At 69.7% G+C, this 16,572-nt stretch carries 14 protein-coding genes; 4 read left to right on the plus strand and 10 right to left on the minus strand.

Translation table 11 applies throughout. The annotated features are described in order from the left end of the window. Positions 1 to 72: 72 nt before the first annotated feature. A complete protein-coding gene (locus tag ACFVV1_RS01295; RefSeq protein WP_389982662.1) occupies positions 73 to 1,509 on the plus strand; it encodes an AI-2E family transporter in 1,437 nt (478 codons plus the stop codon). A gap of 70 nt (positions 1,510 to 1,579) precedes the next feature. Here ACFVV1_RS01295 and ACFVV1_RS01300 read toward each other — a convergent pair whose 3' ends face one another. Continuing rightward, positions 1,580 to 2,113, minus strand: coding sequence for an alkyl hydroperoxide reductase (locus tag ACFVV1_RS01300; RefSeq protein WP_389982665.1), 534 nt, complete (start codon positions 2,111 to 2,113; stop codon positions 1,580 to 1,582). A gap of 12 nt (positions 2,114 to 2,125) precedes the next feature. Then, positions 2,126 to 2,680 carry a peroxiredoxin gene (locus ACFVV1_RS01305; protein WP_031083404.1) on the minus strand — a complete coding sequence of 185 codons (555 nt, stop codon included), beginning with the start codon at positions 2,678 to 2,680 and terminating at the stop codon, positions 2,126 to 2,128. Between the two features lie 131 nt (positions 2,681 to 2,811). Here ACFVV1_RS01305 and ACFVV1_RS01310 point away from each other — a divergent pair, with 131 nt between their 5' ends. Further along, positions 2,812 to 3,771 carry a hydrogen peroxide-inducible genes activator gene (locus ACFVV1_RS01310; protein WP_389982668.1) on the plus strand — a complete coding sequence of 320 codons (960 nt, stop codon included), beginning with the start codon at positions 2,812 to 2,814 and terminating at the stop codon, positions 3,769 to 3,771. A 58-nt stretch (positions 3,772 to 3,829) separates the two neighbouring features. On the opposite strand, the gene ACFVV1_RS01315 is transcribed toward ACFVV1_RS01310, so the two are convergent. The 5 genes from ACFVV1_RS01315 to ACFVV1_RS01335 all read right to left on the minus strand — a co-directional run bounded on the left by ACFVV1_RS01315 (position 3,830) and on the right by ACFVV1_RS01335 (position 8,030). Further along, positions 3,830 to 6,241 carry an ABC transporter permease gene (locus tag ACFVV1_RS01315; protein ID WP_389982671.1) on the minus strand — a complete coding sequence of 804 codons (2,412 nt, stop codon included), beginning with the start codon at positions 6,239 to 6,241 and terminating at the stop codon, positions 3,830 to 3,832. After that, on the minus strand, positions 6,238 to 6,924 hold the full coding sequence (locus tag ACFVV1_RS01320; protein WP_389982674.1) for an ABC transporter ATP-binding protein: 687 nt from the start codon (positions 6,922 to 6,924) through the stop codon (positions 6,238 to 6,240). Before ACFVV1_RS01320 ends, ACFVV1_RS01315 begins: the two co-directional genes overlap by 4 nt. Next, the gene (locus tag ACFVV1_RS01325; RefSeq protein ID WP_383752535.1) at positions 6,921 to 7,445 is read right to left on the minus strand and encodes a helix-turn-helix transcriptional regulator; all 525 of its coding nucleotides are present in this window, start codon (positions 7,443 to 7,445) and stop codon (positions 6,921 to 6,923) included. The genes ACFVV1_RS01320 and ACFVV1_RS01325 overlap by 4 nt, the downstream gene beginning before the upstream one ends. A gap of 96 nt (positions 7,446 to 7,541) precedes the next feature. After that, complete coding sequence (locus ACFVV1_RS01330; protein WP_389982677.1) at positions 7,542 to 7,787, minus strand: hypothetical protein; 246 nt, start codon at positions 7,785 to 7,787, stop codon at positions 7,542 to 7,544. Between the two features lie 84 nt (positions 7,788 to 7,871). Beyond that, on the minus strand, positions 7,872 to 8,030 hold the full coding sequence (locus tag ACFVV1_RS01335) for an Arc family DNA-binding protein (protein WP_389982680.1): 159 nt from the start codon (positions 8,028 to 8,030) through the stop codon (positions 7,872 to 7,874). A 50-nt stretch (positions 8,031 to 8,080) separates the two neighbouring features. On the opposite strand from ACFVV1_RS01335, the gene ACFVV1_RS01340 reads away from it, so the two are divergent. Then, on the plus strand, positions 8,081 to 9,286 hold the full coding sequence (locus ACFVV1_RS01340) for an RNA-guided endonuclease InsQ/TnpB family protein (RefSeq protein ID WP_389982683.1): 1,206 nt from the start codon (positions 8,081 to 8,083) through the stop codon (positions 9,284 to 9,286). 75 nt (positions 9,287 to 9,361) lie between these two features. Here ACFVV1_RS01340 and ACFVV1_RS01345 read toward each other — a convergent pair whose 3' ends face one another. Continuing rightward, positions 9,362 to 10,333: an SPFH domain-containing protein gene (locus ACFVV1_RS01345; protein ID WP_389982685.1), complete on the minus strand. Its 972-nt coding sequence runs from the start codon at positions 10,331 to 10,333 to the stop codon at positions 9,362 to 9,364. A 242-nt stretch (positions 10,334 to 10,575) separates the two neighbouring features. Here ACFVV1_RS01345 and ACFVV1_RS01350 point away from each other — a divergent pair, with 242 nt between their 5' ends. Further along, a complete protein-coding gene (locus ACFVV1_RS01350) occupies positions 10,576 to 12,813 on the plus strand; it encodes a transglycosylase domain-containing protein (protein WP_389982687.1) in 2,238 nt (745 codons plus the stop codon). A gap of 85 nt (positions 12,814 to 12,898) precedes the next feature. On the opposite strand, the gene ACFVV1_RS01355 is transcribed toward ACFVV1_RS01350, so the two are convergent. Further along, positions 12,899 to 14,356 (minus strand): catalase, encoded by a 1,458-nt coding sequence (locus tag ACFVV1_RS01355; protein ID WP_389983885.1) that lies wholly within the window; start codon positions 14,354 to 14,356, stop codon positions 12,899 to 12,901. Positions 14,357 to 14,539: 183 nt separating this feature from the next. Beyond that, the gene (locus tag ACFVV1_RS01360) at positions 14,540 to 16,534 is read right to left on the minus strand and encodes a SpoIIE family protein phosphatase (RefSeq protein ID WP_389982690.1); all 1,995 of its coding nucleotides are present in this window, start codon (positions 16,532 to 16,534) and stop codon (positions 14,540 to 14,542) included. Positions 16,535 to 16,572 lie beyond the last annotated feature (38 nt).

Here is a 16,572-nt window from a genome sequence, read left to right on the forward strand (position 1 = left end):
CGCGTGTACGGTCGGTCCGGACCGCTCGGCGGGGGAGCGGTGGGGAGAAATGCCGGGGGAAAAGGAACGATCATGTCGAAACTACCGGGGTGGCTCGGCCGTCTGGGCGCCGAACTGACCGACCTGGGCGAGCGGCTGGAGCGGCGCAGGGCCGAAGCCGAGGGGGGCGAGGCCGAGGGGGGCGAGGCCGGGCCCGTCGAGCCGCCGGTGCCCGCCGCCGTACGCGCGAGAGCCGGCGCCGTACGGGACGAGGCGGCCCGGACCGACACCGCGGCCGGCGATCGTGTGCCGCCGCCGCCCGCGTACGCCCCCTCCGTGGCCGCCCGGCCCGATCCGGTCGCGGCGATCCCCTGGGGCATGCGGGTCGCGGCCGAGGCCGGCTGGCGGCTGCTCGTCCTGGCGGGCACGCTCTGGGTGCTGATGCGGGTCATCAGCGCCGTACAACTGGTCGTTCTGGCCTTCGTCGCCGCGCTGCTCGTCACCGCGATGCTTCAGCCGACCGTCGCCCGGCTGAAGGGGTACGGTCTGCCGCGCGGACTGGCCACCGCGGTCACCGCGATCCTGGGCTTCGTCATCATCGGGCTGGTCGGCTGGTTCGTGGTCTGGCAGGTCATGGACAACATCGACACCCTCTCCGACAAGGTGCGGACGGGTATCGACGATCTGAAGAACTGGCTGCTCGACAGCCCCTTCCATGTCACCGAGCAGCAGATCAACGACGTCGCGAAGAACCTCAGCGACACCATCGGCACCAACACCGAACAGATAACCTCCGCCGGACTGCAGGGCGTCACCGTGATGGTGGAGCTCCTCACCGGGATGCTGCTGGCGATGTTCTCGACGCTCTTCCTGCTGTACGACGGGAAGCGCATCTGGCACTGGGTGCTGAAACTGGTGCCCGCGCAGGCCCGGCCCGGTGTCGCGGGTGCCGGGCCGCGGGCCTGGCGGACGCTGACCGCCTATGTGCGGGGCACGGTCGTCGTGGCGCTGATCGACGCGATCTTCATCGGGCTCGGGATCTGGTTCCTCAATGTGCCGATGGCGGTGCCGCTCGCCGTCTTCATCTTCCTCTTCGCCTTCATCCCGCTGGTCGGCGCGGTGATCTCCGGGGCGCTCGCGGTGGTCGTCGCGCTCGTCACCGAGGGCGTGTTCACCGCGCTGATGGTGCTGGCCGTGGTGCTCGCCGTGCAGCAGATCGAGGGGCATGTGCTGCAGCCGTTCATCCTGGGACGCGCGGTACGGGTGCATCCGCTCGCCGTCGTCCTCTCGGTCGCCGCGGGCGGCATGATCGCGGGCATCGGCGGAGCGGTCGTCGCCGTGCCGCTGGTCGCGGTCACCAACACGGTGGTCGGCTATCTGCGCGCGTACGGGCAGGAGGAAGCCCTGCGGCACGCTCCGCCCCCACGCGGGGCGTCCGCGCTCGATATCGCTCCGACGCCCGCGCCGGGCTCGCCGACCGGGGACATCGACTACGGCGACGACGACAGCGGCGGCAAGACGGCCACGTGAACAGAAGAAGGGCCCCGGGGACGGTCGGTCGTCCTCGGGGCCCTTCTCGTACATGGGGGTACTGCTGGTCCTACTCGGCGAGCACGGCCTCGGCTTCGAGGGTCACGCCGACCGCCTGGATCACCGAGGCAATCTTGACGGCTTCCTGAATGGTCTCACGGTCCACGCCCGCCTTGCGCAGCACCTGCTCGTGGGAGTCCAGGCACTGGCCGCAGCCGTTGATCGCGGAGACCGCGAGCGACCACAGTTCGAAGTCGGTCTTCTCCACGCCGGGGTTGCCGATGACGTTCATCCGCAGGCCCGCACGGAGCGTCCCGTACTCGGGGTCCGACAGCAGGTGCCGGGTCCGGTAGAAGACGTTGTTCATCGCCATGATGGCGGCGGCCGACTTCGCGGCGGTGTACGCCTCCGCGGAGAGGTTGGCCTTCGCCTCCGGCTCCAGCTCGCGCAGCACCTTCGGCGAGCGCGAGGCGATCGCGCAGGCGAGGACGGTGCCCCACAGCTGCTGCTGCGGGAGGTCGCTGTTCCCGATGACCGAACCGAGGTTCAGCTTCAGGTCCTTGGCGAAGTCCGGAACGGCGGCCTTCAGTTCGTCGAGTGCCATGGCGCTGTCAGCTCACTCGCCCGAGAGGAGCGCGACCGGGTCGAGGGTGTTCTCGCCCTTGGTCCAGTTGCAGGGGCACAGCTCGTCGGTCTGCAGGGCGTCCAGGACCCGCAGGACCTCCTTGGGGTTACGGCCCACGGAACCGGCGGTCACCATCGTGAACTGGATCTCGTTGTTCTGGTCGACGATGAAGACGGCGCGCTGGGCGAAGCCGTCCTCGCCCTCGATGCCGAGGTCACGCATGAGCTCGTGCTTCGAGTCGGCCATCATCGGGAAGGGCAGGTCGGTCAGGTCAGGGTGGTCCTTGCGCCAGGCGTGGTGCACGAACTCGGAGTCACCGGAGAAGCCGAGGATCTGGGCGTCCCGGTCGGCGAACTCGTCGTTCAGCTTGCCGAAGGCGGCGATCTCGGTGGGGCACACGAAGGTGAAGTCCTTCGGCCACGCGAAGACGATCTTCCACTTGCCCTCGTAGGTCTTGTGGTTGATCTGCTCGAACTCCTTGCCGCTCTCCAGCGAAACACAAGCAGTCAGGTCGAACTCGGGGAACTTGTCACCGACAGTGAGCACGCGCTCTCCTTGCAGCGTAGGAATTCCCTTTTACGGGAGTTCCTGAGGGTTGGACGGTCTCTACCTTGGCACAGAGTGCATTGATAGCGGAAATAGCTACACTCGGTCGTGATGATCGGAGGTGCCTATCAGTGGCGCAGAGTAATCAGGGCAATCGGAATAAACAGCCCAGCCTGTCGCAGCTGCGTGCCTTCGCGGCCGTCGCCGAATCTCTGCACTTCAGGGATGCGGCGGCAGCAATCGGGATGAGTCAGCCGGCACTCTCCGGGGCCGTTTCGGCGCTGGAGGAGGCACTGGGTATCCAGCTCATCGAGCGTACGACGCGCAAGGTGCTGCTCTCGCCGGCCGGGGAGCGGCTCGCGGTGCGGGCCCGGGTGGTGCTGGAGGCCGTCGGTGAGCTGATGGAGGAGGCCGAGGCGGTCCGGGCGCCGTTCACCGGAGTGCTCCGGCTCGGCGTGATCCCGACCGTCGCGCCGTATCTGCTGCCGACCGTGCTGCGGCTCGTCCATGAGCGCTACCCGGAGCTCGACCTCCAGGTGCACGAGGAGCAGACCTCCTCGCTGGTGGAGGGGCTGGCCGCGGGAAGGCTGGACCTGCTGCTGCTCGCGGTGCCGCTCGGGGTGCCGGGAGTGAGCGAACTCCCGCTCTTCGACGAGGACTTCGTGCTGGTGATGGAGCGGGACCACTGGCTGGGCGGGCGCACCGGCATTCCGCGTGAGGCCCTGCGCGAGCTGCCGCTGCTGCTGCTCGACGAGGGCCACTGCCTGCGCGACCAGGCGCTCGACATATGCCGGGAGGCGGGGCGTACGGAGGGCGCACCGGTCACCACGACCGCGGCCGGGCTCTCCACGCTGGTGCAGCTGGTGGCCGGCGGGCTCGGGGTGACGTTGCTGCCGCGTACCGCGGTGACGGTCGAGACCGCCCGCAACGACGCGCTGGTCACCGGGTACTTCGGGGAGCCCGCACCGTCGCGGCGGGTGGCACTGGCGATGCGGACGGGGGCGGCGCGGCACGAGGAGTTCGAGGAGTTCGCGGCGGCGCTGCGGGAGGCGATGCGGGCGCTGCCGGTACGGGTGACGGCGGGCGCGTAGAGCAGGCGGAAGGGGTGCGGTCCCCCGGGGGACCGCACCCCTTGCGGCTACCGTGCCATCACTCCGTACGCAGGCCGTCCGGCCGCATCAGGCGCCACAGCGATGGCAGCGAGACCAGAGTGACCAGCAGGATCAGTGCCGCTCCCGCGCCCGTCATCGGCAGGAACAGCCACCAGTCGGTCACCTTCTTGGCGACTATCCTGATCATCACCGCGCCCAGGCCGAGACCGCCCGCGACGGCCACCACCAGGCCGATGACCACGGGAATGGCGGTCTGCCACAGGACCGACCAGCCGAGCGTGGTCCGCCGGGTGCCGAAGGCGACCAGGACCGAGAGCAGGCGCTTGCGCTCGCGCAGCTGCTCCAGTTGCGAGACCAGCATCGCCGCGGCGATCAGCAGCAGGGTCGCGGTCGCGCCGACCTGGAGACCCCTCTGCACACTGGCGTACTGCCGGTCGCGGACCACCGAGTTCAGGGCGACGATCCGCATCCCCCGGTCGAGCTCGGCCGCCGTGTTCCGTACGTACTCGGCGACGTCAGCGACGCTCCGGTCCACCTGGATCTGCGCGTTGGTCTGCGCGTGCGGCAGGGTCCTCGGGTCGATCGCACCGACCGTCGCCACGATGCCCCAGTGGTCCGTGCCCATCGCGTCACTGCGCGCGACGACGGTCGGAGCACCGGCGGGCAGGGTCCACAGCTTCGACTTCTCGCCGGGTGCCGAACCCGCCGCATAGTTGAGCTCGACCGGCTTGCCCTTGCGGGCCGTCTCGTCCACCCAGTCGGACATCTCCTTGTCGCCCGGGGGATGGACGACGAACACATCGCCCTCCTTGCAGGAGTCGACCCGGGCGATCTCGCGCACGGTGGCGCAGTCTCCGATGGTCAGCGAGGTGGTGGGCCGGACGTCGTCGTCCTTGAACTTGCCCGGCTTGAGGACGAACGTCTCGACCATCCCGATCACCCTGGTCACGCCCTTGGTGGCCCGGAACTTCCTGATGGTCTCGGTGGCCGCGTCACCCGTGACGGTTTCGGAGAACGTGTAGAACTGGGCGCGCCTCGTGTCCTGCCCCGTCATCCGGTTGAACTCGTCGCCCACCGCGGCGAACAGCATCTGCAGCGCCACCGCACCGGCGACCGCGACCGTGATGCCACTGACCGCGCGGGAGGCCGCCCCGCTGCTCAGCTGGAGCCTGCGGGTGGCGAGCTGCCAGGGCACCGGGCCGCCGCGCAGCCGGTTCACGCACGCCTCGACCAGCCACGGCAGCAGCAGCGCGAGCCCGACCAGGACCAGTACGGCGCCGCCCGCGATCGGATACGGATCGACGCCGGACTCCGCGCCGACCTTGCCGGTCAGCCCGAGCACCGCCAGGCCCGCGACCGGCACCAGCAGCCGCCACCAGAGCCGGCGTCTGCGGTCGCGGCCGTTGCGTACGACGCCGAGCGGTTCGATCACCACGGAACGCAGGGCGGCGAGCGTGACGAGCACCGCCGCCACCGGAACCGCGACGGCGATCAGCGTCGCCAGCCAGGGTGCGGGGACCAGGTCCGCCGGGAAGGCGCTGACGTTCCACACCTCGACGTAGGCCATGAGCTGACGGCCCGCCAGGAAGAAGGCGAGGCCGAACAGCATGCCGAGCACCGCTCCGAAGAACGCCTCGCCGGCCGCGATCCGGCGGGTCATCCGGATGTCCGCGCCGACCAGACGCAGCGCGGCGAGCCTGCGGTCGCGGCGGTCGCCGCCGAACCGCACGGCCGTCGCGATGAAGATCGCGACCGGCGCCAGCAGCACGACGCAGATCATGATGACCAGCACGACGAGGATCGGCGACATGGGCTCGGGCGGGCTCGGGTCGCCGTAACCGGCTATCCGGTGGCCGCCGTTGGCGGGAGTCAGCGTGTCGCTGCCCGCGTAGTAGAACAGCTCTCCCGGAGCGATCAGGCCGGGGTCGGCGATCGTGCCGGTGATCCGGTACGGCAGCCGCTCCCTGAGGAGGCTGCCTTCCGAGGAGCCGAGCAGCTCCTTCAGAGCGGGGGAGACCACCATCTCGTTCGCGCCGGGGAAGCGTGCGACACCCGGCGGGACGACCGGACGCGTACCGTCCGCACGCATCAGGTATCCCCTGACGGTCCGGCCGCGGTACTCGGTCTCCGCGTTGATCCGGAGCACCGAGGTGTCGGTCTTCGCGGCCTGGGCGCCGGGCGATTTGGAGATCTTGGTCTCGGAGCGGGCCTGGTCGCGCGCGGAGCGGTGGTCGAGCATGTGCGGTACGGATGCGGCGACGAGCAGCAGCGTCACGCCGAGGCCGACACCGACGGCGGTCAGCAGCGTGCGGATCCAGCCCTCGCGCCCGCCGGAGGAGGCGAACCGGACGCCGAGGGCGAGGTCGCGCAGCAGGGCCGTGAAGCCGGTGGGCCCGGTGGGGCGGGGTGCTGCCTCGGCCGGGGCGTTCTTGTGGTCGAGCAGGGTCATAGCGCGTGCTCCAGGTCGCGGGCCCGGCCGTCGCGCACGGTGACGTCGCGGTCGGAGTACGCGGCCACCCGGGCCTCGTGGGTCACCAGGACCACGGCGACACGGGCGGACCTGGCCGCCTCGGTGAGCAGTTCCATGACCCGCTCGCCGTTGAGGGAGTCCAGAGCGCCGGTCGGCTCGTCGGCGAAGATCACCTTCGGGGAGGCAGCCAGCGCACGGGCCACCGCGACGCGCTGGCCCTGGCCGCCGGAGACCTCGCCCGGGCGTTTGGCGGCGACGGTGTCGACCTCCAGACGCTCCAGCCAGTGGCGGGCGGTGGCTTCGGCGGCCTTGCGCCTGGTGCCGCTCAGCCGGAGCGGCAGGGCGACGTTCTCCACGCACGTCAGCTCCGGGACGAGCTGGCCGAACTGGAAGACGAAGCCGAACTCGGTGCGGCGCAGGGCGCTGCGTTCGGCGTCCGACATCGCGGAGAGCTCGCGGCCCGCGTAGGTGATCGTGCCCTTGTCGGGGGTGACGATTCCGGCGAGGCAGTGCAGCAGGGTCGACTTGCCGGAGCCGGACGGGCCCATCACGGCGACGACCTCGCCGGGGTGGATGGAGAACGAGGCGCCGTCGAGCGCGGGCGTCGACCCGTACGACTTGTACAGGCTGTCGGCGACGAGGAGGGAGCCGGTGGGGGTCATGCGCCCACCTCCGCGGCGAGCCGGTCGAGCCGGGCGGCGGTCAGTTCCAGCCAGCGCAGATCGGCTTCGAGGTGGAAGAGCGCGTGGTCGCAGATCAGCTGATCGGCGAGGTCTCCCTTGCGCTTGCGGTCGGTGAGGATGCGCATGAGACGCAGGTGCTCGGCGCGCTGGGTGTCCAGCAGGGCCTCGGCGCTGCGGCCGGTGAGCAAGGCGAGGACGACCTTGGTGTAGAGCGTCGACTGGAGGTACGGCTCGGGCTTCTCCGGCTGCGTGAGCCAGGTGCCGACGTCGGTGATGCCCGCCTCGGTGATGGCGTACCGCTTGCGCTCGGGGCCGCCGCCGCTCTCGATGCCGTCGACCTCGACGAGGCCGTTCTTGAGGAGCCGGGACATCGTCGAGTAGACCTGCCCGTAGTGCAGGGGGCGGTCGTGGCCGAACTTCTCGTCGAAGGTGCGCTTGAGGTCGTAGCCGTGGCGGGGGCCGGACTCCAGGAGCCCGAGCAAGGTATGGCCGATAGACATGCGCAGCACTGTACACGGCGTGTATACATCGCGTGTATACCGGGGCTCCGGCCTCCGGACTCCTGGACCCTGGCCCCCGTCCCGGCCCGCCGGCCCTCACTCCTCGGACGGGCCTGGTCTGTCCTTCGGAGGGCGTCCCCGGCGAGGGATCGGGCGGGCCGTGCCCGGCAGGCGGCCCGCCTCCGCCAGCGCCCTGCGCAGCAGGAACTCGATCTGTGCGTTCGCGCTGCGCAGCTCGTCGGCGGCCCAGCGGGCCAGTGCGTCATGCACGGCGGGGTCCAGCCGCAGCAGCATCTGCTTGCGCTGCTGCGGCGGCCTGTGTCCGGGGGTCTCTTCCGTCACCGGGTTCCTCCGAGGATGCCCCGGCCTTCAGGCTGGGGAGGAACCGGACTCATGCGGAGCAGGGCAGGGAAAGGTGAATCGCTGTCAGGGCGATTCACCGTCCGCCATGGCGGCGTCGCGCTCGACCTCCAGGCGGTAGACGATCTCCGAGTTGAGGGACCTGCGGGCGGACTTGGCCTGAACGGCCAGCCACTCATGGAGATCGACGGGCAGGCGGAGGGTGATGCGCTTCTCTTCATCCATGACTCCACTGTAGTTGTTTCCAGACGTATGGAGAGTGGTAAAGTGACACCATGACGACACGACGGGAAGCCGGTGGGGACGCCGGGCACGCCCGGTACACCTACCGGCTCCGCGTGTCGTCGACCGCCCGCACAGCCCTTGAGGCGGAGTGGGCGCGGTGCCGGTGGATCTGGAACGAATGCTGTGCCCGCTCGAAGAAGGCGCATGCCGACCAGGAGAAGTGCGGCCCGGCCCGCCTGGACAAGATGCTGACCGAGGCCCGCACCGCGAACGCCTGGTTGCGCGAGGGCAGTTCGGTGCCGCAGCAGCAGACCATCCGCGACTTCGCCAAGTCCCGCGCCAAGGCATTGAAGGACATCAAGGCCCGACTGCCACAGCGGCAGCGCGCCGGGATGCCGAAGCGCAAGAAGAAGCACGCCGCCGACCCGAGCCTGAACTACACCCAGCGCGGCTTCCGCCTCAAGGACGGGCGGCTGCACGTCGCGGGCGGGATCAGCCTGGGCGTGGTGTGGTCGCGGGACCTGCCCATGTCGCCGTCCTCTGCCCGTGTCTACCGCGACAGCCTCGGCCACTGGTACGCCTCGTTCGTCGTGGCGACCACCACCGAGGAACTGCCCGCCACCGGACGGGACATCGGCATCGACTGGGGCGTCAAGGAAACCGCCACCACCACCAGCGACGCCCACGACCTCCCGCACGCCCAGCACGGCAAGAACGTGGCCCAGCGCCTGGCTCGTTACCAGCGGATGATGGCCCGCCGTAAGCCAAAGCACGGCCAGCCGGGCTCGAAGGGCTACCGGGAAGCGAAGCGGCAGACCGCGAAGCTCCACAAGAAGGTCGCGCGGCAGCGTGAGGACACCTGCCGCAAGTGGGCGAAGAAGGTCGTGGCCGACCATGACCGCCTCGCGGTCGAGGACTTCCGGCCGAAGTTTCTCGCCCAGTCCACCATGGCCCGCAAGGCCGCCGACGCAGCGATCGGCGCGACCAAGCAGGCCCTCATCCAGATGGCCCGCAAGCACGGCCGTGAACTGCACCTCGTACACCCCGCGCACACCACCATGGACTGCGCACAGTGCGGAGCGAGAACCAAGCACGCACTACCTCTCTCAGAACGTACCTACGCGTGCAGCGCGTGCGGAGCCGTGTCCCCCAGGGACAAGAACTCCGCCCGCGTGATGCTCGTCCGGGCTGGTCTCAACCCGGCTGGTGCTGAGGGCGTAAGACTCGACGGGACGCTGTCCCGGCGAGCAGCCTGAGCCAGAAATCCCCACATGAGCCGGAGGGTGAGGAATCCCCTCCCTTCAGGGAGGGGAGGTTTCAATGGTCTTCCGTCACTGGTAAAGAGTGCCCGTATTGAGGACCGGCTGCGCCGCACGGTCGCCGCACAGCACCACCATCAGATTGCTGACCATGGCCGCCTTCCGCTCCGAGTCCAGCTCGACGATGTCCTGTTCGGCGATCCGGGTCAGCGCCATCTCGACCATGCCGACCGCGCCCTCGACGATCTGCTGCCGGGCCGCGACCACCGCGCCGGCCTGCTGGCGCTGCAGCATCGCGGAGGCGATCTCGGGCGCGTACGCGAGGTGGCTGAAGCGCGATTCGATGATCCGTACACCGGCGGCCTGCACCCGGGCGGTGAGTTCCACGGCCAGCTTCTCGGTGATCTCCTCCGCGTTGCCGCGCAGCGAGAGGCCGCCCTCCTCGTGGGCGTCGTACGGGTACTCGATCGCGATGTGCCGGACGGCCGCCTCGGTCTGGGTGGCGACGAACTCCAGGAAGTCGTCGACCTCGAAGAGTGCCTGCGCGGTGTCCTCGACCTTCCAGACGACGATCGCGGCGAGCTCGATCGGGTTGCCGTAGGCGTCATTGACCTTCAGGACCGCGGTCTCGTGGTTGCGGATCCGGGTGGAGATCTTCCGGCTGCTGGTGAGCGGATTGATCCAGCGCAGCCCGTCGGTACGGATCGTGCCGACGTACCGGCCGAAGAGCTGTATCGCCTGCGCCTCGCCCGGTGCGACCATCTTCACACCCGTCATGCAGAAGAACGAGGCGATGGTGAGCAGGATCCCGACGATGCAGACCGGGACACCCACTCCGTTGTTCCCGTTCGAGCCGACGACGCCGCCGACGATGGCCAGGCCGATGCCGACTATCACCCCGATCACGGTCAGCAGCAGGCCGAGGCCGCCGGGGATGCTGTGCGCCGTCACCTCTCTCACCTGCGGTTCGGGCATCTCGGGGGCGTCGGGCACGAGGTCGGCGGTCAGGGTGGGCACAGTGTGCGGATTGCCTTGGTCGGGCATGGAATCCCCCGTTTCGAAAGACCGGCCGTGGCCGGCGGAGACTGACTCGGTGCTAGCAATGTGATTACACATTACCTGGATTCGCAACCCTGAGCGCCTCTCATGAGTCGGTTCCCTAGAGAACGGGTGCTGATTGTCACGTCCGGAAAAGGCCGCATCGCTTGCTTTTTGTCCTCGCCGACGGTGTTAGCTGGCTGGGCTGAGCTGATCTGGTCGAGCCGAGAATCGGGAGCAACACAAAGATGGGTCGAGCGGATGCGCGACGAGCCCAGCGGCATGGGTCGCGGCGGGCTGCGAAGAGCGGCGGCATACGCGGACTCTTCACCTGGCGGAAGATGCTGGGCACGTTCTTCGGGTTCTGCCTGCTGATCATGGGCGCCTTCGTGGCGCTGTACATGTACGTGGACATACCCAAGGCCAACGCCCTGGCCGAGCGGCAGAGCAACGTCTACCAGTACAGCGACGGCACGCTGCTCACCCGGACCGGCAACGGGGTCAACCGCCAGATCGTGGATCTCGCCGAGGTTCCCGAGGCGGTGCAGCACACCTTCGTCGCCGCCGAGAACAAGACGTTCTACAAGGACCAGGGCGTCGACCTGAAGGGCACCGCTCGCGGCCTCCTCAACACCCTGACCGGCAAGGGCAAGCAGGGTGGCTCGACCATCACCCAGCAGTACGTGAAGAACTACTACCTGACGCAGGACCCGACGGTCAGCCGCAAGCTCAAAGAGCTGGTGATCTCGCTCAAGGTCGACCAGAAGAGGGACAAGAACTACATCCTCGCCGGGTACATCAACACCGCGTACTACGGACGCGGCGCGAGCGGTATCCAGGCCGCGGCACAGGCTTATTACGGGGTCGACGCCAAGGACCTCAACGTCTCCCAGGGTGCCTACCTGGCCGCGCTGCTCCAGGCCCCCAGCCAGTACGACTGGGCGACCGCCACGGAGACCGGCAAGAAGCTCGTCAAGGAGCGCTGGGGCTACACGCTCGACAACATGGTCGAGATGCACTGGCTCGACAAGTCCGAGCGCGACACCCTGAAGTTCCCCTACCCGGACAAGCCCAAGCCCGCCCACGGCATGGAGGGCCAGACCGGTTACCTCGTCGAGGCGGCCAACAAGGAGCTGGACAAGCAGGGCATCACCGGCGACATGCGGCAGGCCGGCGGCTGGACCTTCACGCTCAACATCGACAAGAAGCGGCAGAAGGCGCTGGAGAAGGCGGTCGACAGCCAGCTGGAGTCCAAGCTCGACCGCAAGGGCAACAAGGTCGACGCGACCGTCCAGGCGGGTGCCACCTCCGTCGACCCGAAGACCGGCGCCGTCGTCGCGCTCTACGGCGGAGTGGACTACGTCAAGCACTACATCTCCAACGCCACGCGCCAGGACTACCAGCCCGCCTCCACCTTCAAGCCGCTGGTGCTCGCCTCCGCGCTGGAGAACGAGTCGAAGACCCAGAACGGCGATCTGATCGGCGTCAACACCCGCTACGACGGCACCAGCAAGCGCCCCGTCGTGGGCAGCGACACCCCGTACAACCCGGAGAACGAGGACAACCGGAGCTACGGCGACGTCACCGTGCAGACCGCGATGAACAAGTCGATCAACTCGGTCTTCGCGCAGATGGTCGTCGACGTCGGCCCCGCCACGGTGAAGAAGACCGCACTCTCGCTCGGCCTGCCCGACAAGAACTTCCCCGAGCGCCCCGCCATCACCCTCGGCACGATGAACGCCTCGACCTGGGACATGGCGGGCGCGTACGCCACGCTCGACAACCACGGCAAGAAGGTCACCCCGTTCATCGTGAAGTCCGCCAAGCACCGCGAACGGACGGTCGAGCCGGTCAAGGGCATCGGCGACCAGGTGATCAGCCGCAAGTCCGCCGACACCGTGACCTCCGTCCTGCGGGGCGTCGTGGACAGCGGCTCCGGACAGGCGGCCAGCACCTCGGCCTACGAGGCGGCCGGCAAGACGGGCACCTCCGAGAACAACAAGGCCGCCCTGTTCGCGGGCTACACCCCGGAGCTCACCACGGTCGTGGCGCTCTTCGGCGAATCCCCCAAGGACGGCGGCGGCCAGGTCAGCCTGACCGGTACCGCCAACTTCGGCCGGGCCAACGGTGGCGGCTTCCCGGCGCAGATCTGGGCGGACTACACCCTCGGCGCGCTGAACGGAGGCTCCGGCGTTCAGTTCGACCTCCAGGACGTCGAGCGCGGCGAGGTCACCCTGCCGACCAGCCCGTCGACGCCCACCTCGCCGTCGCAGAGCCCCGACCCGTCGTCGTCCCAGCCGTCGACCCCGCCGGAGCAGAGCCCGAGCGACCCGCCCAGCGAGTCGGCCAGCCAGTCGCCCGAGCCGCCGCCGAGCCAGTCGCCGGACGTGCCGCCGCCGAGCGAGACCCCGGGCCTGCCGGGGGACGGAGCGGACCCCGGGCGGCCGGGCAACAACAACGCCAACAACAATCCGTTGAGTCCGTGAACCCCTGAGAGAGCGGTGAACGCGTGAGGGAGGGGCGGTGCCGGCCGGCACCGCCCCTCTCCGTGTGTTCCGTGTGCGGCGGTGATCAGCCGCCGTTGACCTGCTTGGCGATCCGGTCGCCGAGGTCCTTGTCCACGTTGCGCCAGTACTGCACCGCGCGCTCCATGACCGGGGCGCTCACACCGTCCAGCAAATGGCCGGAAATGTTCGAGACCAGGCGCTCGCGCGCCGCGTCGTCCAGGACCTTGCGCACCATCGTGCCCGCCTGGCCCCAGTCGTCGTCCTCGCGGTGCAGCTTGTACGCCTCGTGCACCATCTCGCCGGCCGTGGCCCAGCCCGCCGGGTCGCCGAAGCGCTCGGTGTCCGCCGCCGGACCGCCGTACGAGTTCGGTGCGTAGACCGCTCCCGTACGCGTCGGCTCGTACCGCATGGGGCCGTCCTTCGCGTACGAGTTCCGGCCGAACCGCGGACGGTTCGGGGGCAGCTGCGCGTAGTTCGGGCCGATCCGGTACCGGTGGGTGTCCGGGTACGAGAAGAGGCGGCCGAGCAGCATCTTGTCGGGCGACGGGCCGATGCCGGGCACCAGGTTCGACGGCTCGAACGACGCCTGCTCGATGTGGACGAAGAAGTCCTCCGGGTTCTCGTTGAGCGTCATCCGCCCGACTTCGATCTCCGGGTAGTCGCCGTGCGGCCACACCTTCGTGAGGTCGAACGGGTTGAACCGGTAGTCCGGCGCGTCCTCGAACGGCATGATCTGGACGTACAGCGTCCAGCTCGGGTGGTCACCGCGCTTGATCGACTCGAAGAGGTCGCGGCGGTGGACGTCGCCGTCGATGCCCGCCACCTCGTCGGCCTCGGCCTGCGGGTAGAAGTCGATGCCCTGGTCGGTCTTGAAGCGGTACTTGACCCAGAACCTCTCGCCGCCGGCATTCACCCACATATAGGTGTGCGAGCTGTAGCCGTTCATGTTGCGGTACGTCTTCGGGATGCCCCGGTCGCCCATCAGCCACGTCACCATGTGCGCGGACTCGGGGGAGAGCGTCCAGAAGTCCCACTGCATGTCGTGGTCGCGCATGGCGCTGTCCGGGCGGCGCTTCTGCGAGCGGATGAAATCCTGGAACTTCATCGGGTCGCGCACGAAGAAGATCGGCGTGTTGTTGCCGACCATGTCGTAGTTGCCGTGCTCCGTGTAGAACTTCAGGGCGAACCCACGGGGGTCGCGCCAGGTGTCGGGGGAGCCCTGTTCGCCGGCGACCGTGGAGAAGCGGGCGAGCATGGCGGTCTGCTTGCCCGGTTGGAAGAGGTCGGCCTTGGTGAACTGGCTGACGTCGTTGGTCACCTTGAAGAAGCCGTAGGCACCGGAGCCCTTGGCATGGACCACGCGCTCGGGGACCCGTTCACGGTTGAACTGGGCCATCTTCTCGATGAGGTAGTGGTCCTGGAGCAGGATCGGTCCGTCGGATCCGACGGTGAGCGAGTGTTCGTCGCTCTCCACCGGGTTACCGGCGTTGTTCGTGGTGTAGGGGGTGTTCTTGGTCTTCATTTCCTCAGGCACGAGCGTCCTCCCGTCGGTGGGGGTTTCGGTCAGGTCGTCTCGTTCACGACTGAAGTCAACTCCGCCGACAGGAGGTCGGCAACATTTGGCTACCGTCCGTGCAGGGCTCCTGTCCGTGCCTGGTCGGGACCCTTTTTCCCCGCCCGGTCCGGGCCCCTTTCCCCGCCTCTTCTACTGGCCCCGGGCCGGCATCTCGAACCAGACCACCTTGCCCGTCGACAGCCGCGTGGCCCCCCACCGCCGGGCCAGCCGGTTCACGAGGAACAGGCCGCGGCCGCCCTCGTCCATGTCCCGGGCCCGGCGCTGCCGGGGCAGCTGCGGGGCGTCGTCGCCGACCTCGCAGCGCAGGATGTCGGTACGCAGCAGCCGCAGCGTCACCGGCCGCTCCGCATAGCGCACGGCGTTGGTCACCACCTCGCTGACCAGCAGCTCCACCGAGTCGGAGAGATCGTCGAGCCCCCATCGGCTCAGCGCCCGGCGGGCCAGCCTGCGGGCCCGCCCCGGAGCGGTCTCCTCCGGTTCCAGGTGCCAGTACGCGACATCACTCGGCGCGATCCCGTCGAACCGGGCGGCGAGCAGCGCGATGTCGTCGTCCCGGTCGCCGGGGCCGAGCATGTCCAGGACGTCGTCGCACATTGCCTCCAGCGGCGGCGAGTGGTCCGGGCCGGTCAGCCGGGCGGTGGCGGCGAGCCGTTCGCGCAGCATCTCGATCCCGGTCCAGACGTCCCGCAGCCGGGACTCCACCAGGCCGTCGGTGTACAGCAGCAGCGTGGCGCCCGCGGGCGCGTCCAGCTCGACGGCCTCGAAGTCCACACCGCCGACGCCGATCGGGGCGCCGGACGGCACCCGCAGCACCTCCGCGCGGCCGCCCAGGTGGAGCAGGACGGGCGGCGGGTGCCCGGCGTTGGCGATGGTGATGCGATGCGCGACGGGGTCGTAGACCGCGTAGAGGCACGTCGCCATGCGGTCGCTGCCGAGCCGCTGCGCCTGCTCGTCGAGGTGGTGCAGCACCTCCTGCGGCGGCAGGTCGAGCCCGGCGAGGGTCTGCGCGGTGGTGCGCAGCTGGCCCATGATCGCCGCCGACGTCATGGAGTGGCCCATGACGTCCCCGACGACCAGGGCGACCCTGCTCCCGGGCAGCGGGATCGCGTCGTACCAGTCGCCGCCGACCCGGGCCGTCTCGGCGGCCGGGAGATAGCGGGAGGCGAGCCGGACGCCGGTCGGCTGCGGCAGCGAGTCGGGCAGCATGGTGCGCTGGAGCTCGTCGGCGATGTACGCCTCGCGGCCGTACAGCACGGCCTTGTCGATGCCGAGCGCGGTGTGTGTCGCCAACTGGGCGGCGACCAGCAGGTCATTGGCCTCGAAGGGCGGCCGCTCGGTCCCGCGCAGGAAGACGGCGGCGCCGATCACCCGCCGCCGGCCGCGCAGCGGGGCAAGGATCGCGCGGTGTCCGGTGGGTACGGTCCGGCCGGCGCCGAGCAGTTCGGGCAGCGCGGCGCGGGCCGCCGCGGAGTCCCCGAAGACCGGCCGCACCCCGCGCAGCACCTCGGCGAGCGCGCCGCCCGAGCGGACCTCGCACAGCTCGGCCGCGGGCGGCAGATCGCCGTGCGGATCGATGGCGGGCAGCCGCAGGCGTTCGATCTCCGACGAGGTCTCGGCGTCCTCGTCGTTCAGCCGCAGCCGGTCGGACCGGCGCAGCCGCAGCACGAAGGGGGAGACCGGCCGCTCGTCGCCGACCGGGAGCGGGTCGCGGAGGTAGACCAGTATGGCGTCGGAGAACGTCGGCACGCTGGCCCGGCACAGGCCGAGCACGATCTCGTCCAGGTCTATGCCGCGGGCGATCCGCCGGGTGGCCGCCCCCACGAAACGCAGCCGGTCGCCCTCGCGACGGGCCGCGGCCTGGGGGTCGAGTCCGGCGGGGCCGGGAATCGCAGCGGAAGCCGCTGGAGCCGCGGAAGCCGCGGGCGCCGCGGAAGCCGCGGGCGCAGCGGAAGCCGCGGGCGCCGCCGGATTCGCTCCGGCGCCCGGCGCCGTGGCGGGGCCGGGAATCGCGGCGGTGGCAGCGGAAGCGGCCGACGCGGCATCCTGCTGCCGCGGTCTGGTGCGTTCCTGCGGCCGGGCGGCGAGAGGCTGCCGGCCTTCGTGGGAGGTGGGATGCTCCGTCACGCGTGGGGTTCCGTCCGTCCGGGCCGGTTGTATGAGGC

It is taken from the genome of Streptomyces sp. NPDC058092 (assembly GCF_042884935.1).
In the GTDB taxonomy this organism is placed as follows: Bacteria; Actinomycetota; Actinomycetes; order Streptomycetales; family Streptomycetaceae; genus Streptomyces.

Coding starts and splice junctions, on each gene's coding strand:
- ACFVV1_RS01345 (WP_389982685.1), bottom strand. CDS start 10,333: ATGCCCGACCAAGGCAATCCGCACACTGTGCCCACCCTGACCGCCGAC.
- ACFVV1_RS01320 (WP_389982674.1), bottom strand. CDS start 6,924: ATGACCCCCACCGGCTCCCTCCTCGTCGCCGACAGCCTGTACAAGTCG.
- ACFVV1_RS01335 (WP_389982680.1), bottom strand. CDS start 8,030: ATGGATGAAGAGAAGCGCATCACCCTCCGCCTGCCCGTCGATCTCCAT.
- ACFVV1_RS01315 (WP_389982671.1), bottom strand. CDS start 6,241: ATGACCCTGCTCGACCACAAGAACGCCCCGGCCGAGGCAGCACCCCGC.
- ACFVV1_RS01300 (WP_389982665.1), bottom strand. CDS start 2,113: ATGGCACTCGACGAACTGAAGGCCGCCGTTCCGGACTTCGCCAAGGAC.
- ACFVV1_RS01350 (WP_389982687.1), top strand. CDS start 10,576: ATGGGTCGAGCGGATGCGCGACGAGCCCAGCGGCATGGGTCGCGGCGG.
- ACFVV1_RS01340 (WP_389982683.1), top strand. CDS start 8,081: ATGACGACACGACGGGAAGCCGGTGGGGACGCCGGGCACGCCCGGTAC.
- ACFVV1_RS01325 (WP_383752535.1), bottom strand. CDS start 7,445: ATGTCTATCGGCCATACCTTGCTCGGGCTCCTGGAGTCCGGCCCCCGC.
- ACFVV1_RS01295 (WP_389982662.1), top strand. CDS start 73: ATGTCGAAACTACCGGGGTGGCTCGGCCGTCTGGGCGCCGAACTGACC.
- ACFVV1_RS01355 (WP_389983885.1), bottom strand. CDS start 14,356: ATGAAGACCAAGAACACCCCCTACACCACGAACAACGCCGGTAACCCG.